This is a genomic window from Synechococcus sp. GFB01 (assembly GCF_001039265.1).
GTDB lineage: Bacteria > Cyanobacteriota > Cyanobacteriia > PCC-6307 > Cyanobiaceae > NIES-981.
The window spans coordinates 1-7,570 of record NZ_LFEK01000081.1; the positions used below are offsets into that span (position 1 = coordinate 1).

The 7,570-nt window shown below is 70.0% G+C and carries 2 protein-coding genes and 5 pseudogenes; 5 read left to right on the forward strand and 2 right to left on the reverse strand.

All coding sequences use genetic code 11. The features are described from left to right. Positions 1 to 54 precede the first annotated feature (54 nt). Both SYNGFB01_RS09300 and SYNGFB01_RS09305 read left to right on the forward strand, forming a co-directional pair. A pseudogene (locus SYNGFB01_RS09300) lies at positions 55 to 1,858 on the forward strand (ABC transporter ATP-binding protein). A 77-nt stretch (positions 1,859 to 1,935) separates the two neighbouring features. After that, positions 1,936 to 2,797 (forward strand): annotated as a pseudogene (locus SYNGFB01_RS09305) (LCP family protein). On the opposite strand, the gene SYNGFB01_RS09310 reads toward SYNGFB01_RS09305, so the two are convergent. Beyond that, positions 2,791 to 3,849, reverse strand: a complete 1,059-nt coding sequence (locus tag SYNGFB01_RS09310; RefSeq protein WP_048017821.1) for an FAD-dependent oxidoreductase — start codon at positions 3,847 to 3,849, stop codon at positions 2,791 to 2,793. The pseudogene SYNGFB01_RS09305 and the gene SYNGFB01_RS09310 overlap by 7 nt on opposite strands. A 1-nt stretch (position 3,850) precedes the next feature. Continuing rightward, a pseudogene (gene psbP / locus SYNGFB01_RS09315) lies at positions 3,851 to 4,401 on the reverse strand (photosystem II reaction center PsbP). 143 nt (positions 4,402 to 4,544) lie between these two features. On the opposite strand from psbP, the pseudogene recR reads away from it, so the two are divergent. The 3 genes and pseudogenes from recR to gltS all read left to right on the forward strand — a co-directional run bounded on the left by recR (position 4,545) and on the right by gltS (position 7,301). Next, positions 4,545 to 5,134: pseudogene (gene recR, locus SYNGFB01_RS13305) on the forward strand (recombination mediator RecR). A gap of 25 nt (positions 5,135 to 5,159) precedes the next feature. Further along, positions 5,160 to 6,073: pseudogene (gene lipA / locus SYNGFB01_RS09320) on the forward strand (lipoyl synthase). Positions 6,074 to 6,098: 25 nt separating this feature from the next. Beyond that, positions 6,099 to 7,301 (forward strand): sodium/glutamate symporter, encoded by a 1,203-nt coding sequence (gltS, locus tag SYNGFB01_RS09325; RefSeq protein ID WP_048017822.1) that lies wholly within the window; start codon positions 6,099 to 6,101, stop codon positions 7,299 to 7,301. Positions 7,302 to 7,570: the final 269 nt, after the last annotated feature.

Consider the following 7,570-nt stretch of genomic DNA (forward strand, 5'->3'; position numbering starts at 1 on the left):
TGTCTGAGCCCGGCGCCCAGAGTGGGGCGAGCCCTTCTCGATCTCCTCGTGCCCATGGCCTCCACGGCCGACCATCGCCCCGCCGCCCTGCAGCGTCTGATCCGCACCCTGCGGCCCCACCGCGGCCAGGTGTGGCTGGCTGCCGGCTGCTCGGTGCTCAACAAGCTGTTCGATCTCGNCCCCCCCGGTGCTGATCGGGCTGGCGGTGGATGTGGTGGTGCAGCAGGAGACCGCCTGGTTGAGCCGCTTCGGTTTCACGGCGGTGCCGCAGCAGCTGGCTGTGCTGGCGGTGCTCTCGTTCCTGATCTGGAGCGCCGAGTCGCTGTTCGAATACCTCTACGGCCTGCTCTGGCGAAACCTCGCCCAGACGGTGCAGCACGAGCTGCGGCTGGAGGCCTACGACCACCTTCAGAAGCTGGAGATGGCCTTCTTCGAGGCCGGCAGCAGCGGCCGCCTGATGGCCGTTCTCAACGACGACATCAACCAGCTGGAGCGCTTCCTGGATCACGGCGCCAACGAGATCCTGCAGCTGCTCACCACCGTGCTGGCCGTGGGCGGGGCGATGGTGGTGCTCTCCCCCGGGGTGGCCGGGGTGTCGTTCATCCCGATCCCGGTGATCCTCTGGGGATCGCTGCGCTTCCAGCGGCGCCTGGCTCCCCGCTATGCGGCCGTGCGCGAGCAGGCCGGCGATCTGGCCAGCCGGCTGAGCAACAACCTCGGCGGCATGCTCACGATCAAGAGCTACACCGCCGAAACCTGGGAGCTGGCCCGACTGGAGCAGCAGAGTCAGGCCTACAGGCAGGCCAACCGCCGGGCAATCCGCCTGTCGGCGGCCTTCGTGCCCCTGATCCGCTACGCGATCCTGTTCGCCTTCATCGCCATCCTGGTGATCGGCGGTCTGCAGGCCTGGCAAGGCCAGATCGCCACCGGCAGCTATGCCTTCCTGGTGTTCATCACCCAGCGGCTGCTCTGGCCGCTCACCACCCTGGGCCGCACCCTCGACGACTATCAGCGGGCGATGGCCTCCACCAACCGGGTCCTCGATCTGCTGGACACACCGATCGCCATCCCCAGCGGTGATCGCCCCCTGCCCGTCGGCCAGGTGCGCGGCGAGCTGCGGTTCGAGTCGGTTCACTTCGCCTACCCGGGCCGCTCACCGCTGCTGCACCACTTCAACCTCGACATCCCGGCCGGCAGCACGATCGGCATCGTGGGCTCCACAGGATCGGGCAAGAGCACCCTGGTGAAGCTGCTGCTGCGGCTCTATGAGATCCAGGGCGGCTGGATCCGGCTCGATGGCATTCCGATCCAGGAGCTGCGGCTCGACGACCTGCGCCGCGCCATCGGCCTGGTGAGCCAGGAGGTGTTCCTGTTTCACGGAACGGTGGCCGAGAACATCGCCTACGGCAGCTTCGAGGCGCCCAGGGCGGCGATCGAGCGGGCCGCGCAGCTGGCCGAGGCTGCCGGTTTCATCGAAACCCTGCCTCAGGGATACGACACGGTGGTGGGAGAGCGGGGCCAGCGCCTCTCCGGTGGCCAGCGTCAGCGCATCGCCCTGGCCCGGGCGATCCTCAAGAATCCGCCGGTGCTGATCCTCGATGAGGCCACCGCCGCGGTCGACAACGAAACCGAAGCGGCGATCCAGCGCTCGCTCGATCTGATCACCGCGGCGCGGACCACCCTGGTGATCGCCCACCGCCTGTCCACCGTGCGCCACGCTGATCGCATCGTGGTGATGGAGCAGGGGCGGATCGTGGAAAGCGGCCGCCATGAGCAGCTGATCGCCGCCGATGGGGCCTATGCCAACCTCTGGCGGGTGCAGGCCGGTCTGCGCAGCGGCGAGACCCTGAGCCTCTGATCCAATGCTGACCTAGGTTCTGCCAGATGAGGAGGTCAGTGGCCAGGCGGCCCCGAAAGCGTGCCCAGCGCGGCCCGATGCTTCTGGCCATCGTGGTGGGCCTGAGCAGCGGCCTGTTGCTGGCGGCGCCGCTGCGGCAGTGGCTCAGCAGCAACCCTCTCGAAGCCAACCCGGCGATCACCAACCCCTTCGCCGCCTGGACCGGCGTGGGCGACCAGGACATCCTGCTGCTCGGCACGGATGTGGGTGGTGGCAACACCGACGTGATCGCGAGCCTGCGGGTCGATGGCACCACCACGCGCATCATCCAGGTACCCCGCGACAGCTACATCGAGGCCGAGGGCTACGGTCCGCACAAGATCAATGCGCTCTACAGCCTCGGCGGCACCGACCTGGTGAAGCGGGAACTCTCCCGCAAGCTGGGCCGACCGATCACCCACCACGTGGTGGTGAACCTGGCGGCGATCCGTCGCATGGCCGATGCCATCGGTGGCATCGAGGTGGACGTGCCCAAGCGCATGTACTACGTGGACAACAGCCAGGGGCTCTACATCGATCTGCAACCCGGCGTGCAGAACCTCAAGGGGCGAGACCTGGAGGGTTTTCNTCCGCTTCCGTCACGACGAGATGGGCGACATCGGCCGGATCGAGCGCCAGCAGCTGGCTCTGCAGTCTCTGTTCCGCAAGCTCACCCGGCCCGAGCAACTGGTGCGGCTGCCCTCCCTGCTGGCCGCCGCCGGCAAGGATCTCAAGACGGACCTCGGTCCGATGGAGCTGGGCGGCCTGATCACGGCCATGGGAACGACCAAGCTCGAGACCCAGCGGCTCGGTGGACGCCCGTTCATGAGCGACGGCATCAGCTACTGGGAGGCGGACTGGCCCCAATCGGGCAGCGACCAGCTCAGCGCGGACCGGGAGCGCGATCGCGCCATCTACTGATCCCAGCAGCAGCACCAGGATCGGCAGGCCGCCGTAGTGCGGCCTCGGCAAGGCGATCGGCCAGCACCTCCACAGCAACCGGCACCGCGCTGAAGGCCCCGCTGAAGCCGCTGCACACCCACAGCCCCGGCTGGCCGGGGACGGATCCGGAGAGCGGCGCCCCATCGCTGCAGAACGCCACCGGCACCTGGCGATAACAGCCGGGCCAGCTGCTCATGGACGGGACGAGCGTTGCCAGAGCCTGTCGCAGGCGGAACTCCATCACCTGCGGATCGGGCGGCTGANCCCACCGGCAGACCGGGCCGCAGCAGCGAGATCTGGCCCGCCAGCCAACCACCACCCCACGGCACCAGGCCACCATCCACCACCCATGCTTCGGCCGTCAGTTGCGGTGCCCGTCCCTCCAGCTCCAGCCGCTGCATCCGATAGGGCAGCAGAGCTCCTCCTGGCGGCAGCCTCAGACCTTCCGGGAGCCGATCGAGCTGCAGCACTCCGGCCCAGCTGACCCGCAGCGTGTCGGGAAGAGAGGGCCACAGCTGCCGGCAGAAGGCACCGGCGGCCAGCACGAGCTGGCCTGNCTCGATGCGCTCCTCCTGCCCCGCGGAGCTCACCAGGGTGAGCTGCCAGCGGTTCCCGTGTCGCTGCGGCGGAGCGGGGACCCGGCCGCAGCGCCTGATCACACCGCATCGCTCCAGAGCGGGCACCAGGGCCTGGAGCAGCACCACGGGATCGACGCGGGCCAGCGGCAACGCCAAGGGCGCCACCAACCACCCGGGCAGCCAGCGCTGCCGCAGGCCAGCCCCGTGCAGCCGCACCGGCAGAGGCCGCAGGCCCAGGTCGCCATGCCAGCGCTGCAGGCGCCTCCAGGCGCGATCACCGGCCGGCAGCAGCACCCCGTAGCTCAGACCGGTGGCACCCGTCCCCGCGGCCGCATCCACCAGGGTGACCTGCCCCCCCCGCCGGCTCAGCGCCAGGGCGAGCAGGCTCCCCGCCAGCCCACCGCCCACCACCACCACGCTCCAGGCGGGGTCCGCCGGCGGTGCGCCGCTCACCTCACACCAGCAGCGTGAAGGAGGTCACCACCTGATGAAAGAGATCCTTCACCTTGCCCCAGCGGATCTCATTGGTGCTGGCTGCGAAGGTGTAGAGGCGACCGCGGTCGACCACCACCGTGGCGAGCTCATGACGGTCCCGATCCTCGAGATGCACGGCGTATTCCAGGTCGTAGAAGGTACGGCCGTCGCTCTGCCGTTCATCGGCCTGCACCAGCTCCGCCTGCGACCGCTGCCGTCCGGTGCGATCACGCTGCGGCGCAGCTGCTCGCCCACGGCCACCGCACTGCCGAGACTGGTGAGCTCACGATCCTGCGTCACCTCCGACACCACCAGGCTGAGGGTTTCATCGCTGTTGATCAGGTCGTGAAACACCACCTGAGGGCCACCGCTCACCTGCACACGGGTCCAGCCGGTGGGGTAGAGGAACGCATAGCGACCATCGGGACTCTGGAAACGCTGCAGACCTGCTGCGGCGGCGCTGCAGCCCACCAGCACCAGGGCCAGCAGCAGGGCCAGGGCACGGGGCAGCTGACGGCGGAACAACGACATGGCGGCGGGCAGGGGGTGAACGGGCAGCCGGACGACGCCGGGGCGCTGCGTCATTCTGGGGGTGCCGTCGCCCGGCTCGCTCTGCCTAGAGTCGCGCCACCCGCAGCGGTTCCCTGAGCGGCTACACGCGCCCGTTGGCCCGGCTGATCGATCAGTTCGAACGGCTGCCCGGCATCGGGCCCCGCACGGCCCAGCGTCTGGCCCTGCATCTGATCCGTCAGCCCGAGGAGCAGATCCGTGCCTTCGCCGATGCCCTGCTGGCCGCCCGCACCCAGGTGGGGCAATGCCGGTGCTGCTTCCATCTCTCCGCCGACCCCCTCTGTGAGATCTGCCGGACCGACGAGCGCCACAACGGCCAGATCTGCGTGGTGGCCGATTCCCGCGATCTGCTGGCGATGGAGCGGACCCGCGAGTTCCGGGGCAGCTATCACGTGCTCGGCGGTCTGATCTCGCCGATGGACGGCGTCGGTCCGGAGCTGCTTCAGATCCAGCCCCTGGTGCAGCGGGTGGCCGGCAGCGGTGGAGCGATCGCGGAGCCGCCGGTGCAGGAGGTGATCCTGGCCCTCACGCCGAGCGTGGAGGGGGACACCACCAGCCTCTATCTGGCCCGGTTGCTGAGACCGTTCACGACCGTGACCCGCATCGCCTACGGCCTGCCGGTGGGCAGCGAACTCGACTACGCCGACGAGGTGACCCTGGCGCGAGCTTCGAGGGTCGCCGCGCCGTGGAGTGATCCCCGCAGTGATCCCCTCGTCGCCATGAGCAGACCCAGCCGCTACAGCGCCATCCCCCCCGCCGAACGGCTGCCCCCCTGGCTGCAGCGCCCGGTGGGCAATGCCTCCCAGCTGGCCGATGTGCAGACGGTGGTGAAGCAGCAGCGGCTGCACACCATCTGCGAGGAGGGGCGCTGCCCCAACCGGGCCGAGTGCTACGCAGCCGGCACGGCCACCTTCCTGCTGGGGGGACCGATCTGCACCCGCAGCTGCGCCTTCTGCCAGGTGGAGAAGGGCCAGGCGCCGGTGCCGGTGGACGCCGCCGAACCCGGGCGGGTGGCCGAGGCGGTGGCGGTGCTGGGGCTGCGCCACGTGGTGCTCACCGCCGTCGCCCGCGACGACCTGCACGACCATGGCGCCGGCCTGTTCACCGGCACGATGGCGGCGATCCGGCGCCGCGACCCGACCGTGGCGATCGAGGTGCTCACCCCCGATTTCTGGGGCGGCCACCGCGATCCGGCCGCCGGCGAGCGGGCCCAGCGGCAGCGCCTGGCTGCGGTGCTGGCGGCGCAACCGGTGTGCTTCAACCACAACCTGGAGACGGTGGAACGGCTCCAGGGTGAGGTGCGTCGCGGGGCCACCTACCGGCACTCCCTGGGCCTGCTGGCGGCCGCCCGCGAGCTGGNCCCACCATTCCCACCAAGAGTGGCCTGATGCTGGGTCTGGGGGNAACCCGCGAGGAAGTCATCGCCACCCTGACCGACCTGCGCGCCGTGGACTGCCAGCGCCTCACCCTGGGCCAGTACCTGCGCCCCTCGCTCAGCCACCTGCCGGTGGCCCGCTACTGGCGGCCGGAGGAGTTCGAGGAACTGGGCGCCATCGCCCGGGCGATGGGTTTCGCCCAGGTGCGCAGTGGTCCGCTCGTACGCTCCAGCTATCACGCCGGCGAGGCGCCCTGAACCTCGCGGCTGAGCGATCCAGCAGATGCAGATCGGCGCCTTCGCCAGCTTCAACATCGCGATCATGGTGCTGGCGGCCGGCAAGCTGCTGCACCGGCGCCTCAAGCCGCTGCGCACGTTCAACATTCCCGAGCCGGTGGCCAGCGGTCTGCTGGTGAGCCTGCTGCTGGGACTGGTCCATGCCGTGAGCGGTCTGGAGGTGGGCTTCGATCTGGCGGCCAGGGATTTCCTGCTCCTCTATTTCTTCGCCGGCATCGGCCTCAACGCCGACGTACGCACCCTGCGCAGTGGCGGCTGGCCGCTGCTGATCCTGCTGGCCGCCACCGTGGTGTTCATCACGCTGCAGAACCTGACGGGCGTGGCCATGGCCGGCCTGCTGGGGCTCGATCCGCTGGTGGGCCTGCTCACCGGTTCGGTATCGCTGGTGGGCGGCCACGGCACGGCGATCGCCTGGGGGNCCCGCTTCGCCGAGCTGCACGGCGTGGCCAGCGCCGTGGAGATCGGTACGGCCAGCGCCACCCTCGGGCTGATTCTCTCCGCCCTGATGGGCGGTCCGATCGCCAGGATTCTGATCCGCCGCGCCCCGCCGCCGGTGCCGCCACCGGCCAACGGGACGCTGCGGGACCCGATGGCGGAAACCGCCAGGCCCGGTCCGCCGATCACCAGCTTCCAGCTGCTCGCCACCCTGTTCTGGCTGAACGTGTGCCTGGGCCTCGGGCAGCTGATCCACGACACCCTCAAGGCCATGGGGGGCAACCTGCCCCTGTTCGTGTGTGCCCTGTTCGCCGGCATCCTCCTCACCAACACCATCCCGCGGCTGGTGCGGCTGCCGTGGCCGGCCAACAGCTCCACCCTGGCGGTGGTGTCGGATGTGGCGCTGGGGGTGTTCCTGGCGATGTCGCTGATGAGNCTGCAGTTGTGGACGCTCCAGGGACTGGGCGGGCCGCTGCTGCTGATCCTGGCGGTGCAGTTCCTGATCGCCTTCGCCTACGCGCTTCTGGTCGTGTTCCGGGTCATGGGCCGCGACTACCAGGCCGCCGTGATCTGCGCCGGCTTCGGCGGCTTCTCGATGGGAGCCACGCCGACGGCGATGGCCAACATGGCCGCCGTCACCCAGACCTACGGCCCGGCCGAGCGGGCCTTCCTGATCCTGCCCCTGGTGTCGGGCTTCTTCGTGGACATCACCAACTCGCTGGTGATCCAGAGCTTCATCAGCTGGCTGGGCTGAACGCAGCCGCCGTGCCCGGTGGCCTCCGATGGGTCGCCGGAGCCTCGGATCGGCCAGGCTGCGGCCAGGCTGCGGCCAGCATGGCACCGGTGTGCTCCTGGTTGCCCCGATGCCGGAACCGATCCCGCCCCCGGGCGACCCCGCCCAGCCCCGCCTGGAGCTGCTGACGCTGCTGCGGGAAGGAGGTCGGGGCGCCGCCAACCGCCAGGGGGAACGGGTGCGCCAGCTGTTCGTCACTCTGGAGCGTGCCACCCCGGCCGATCTGACCG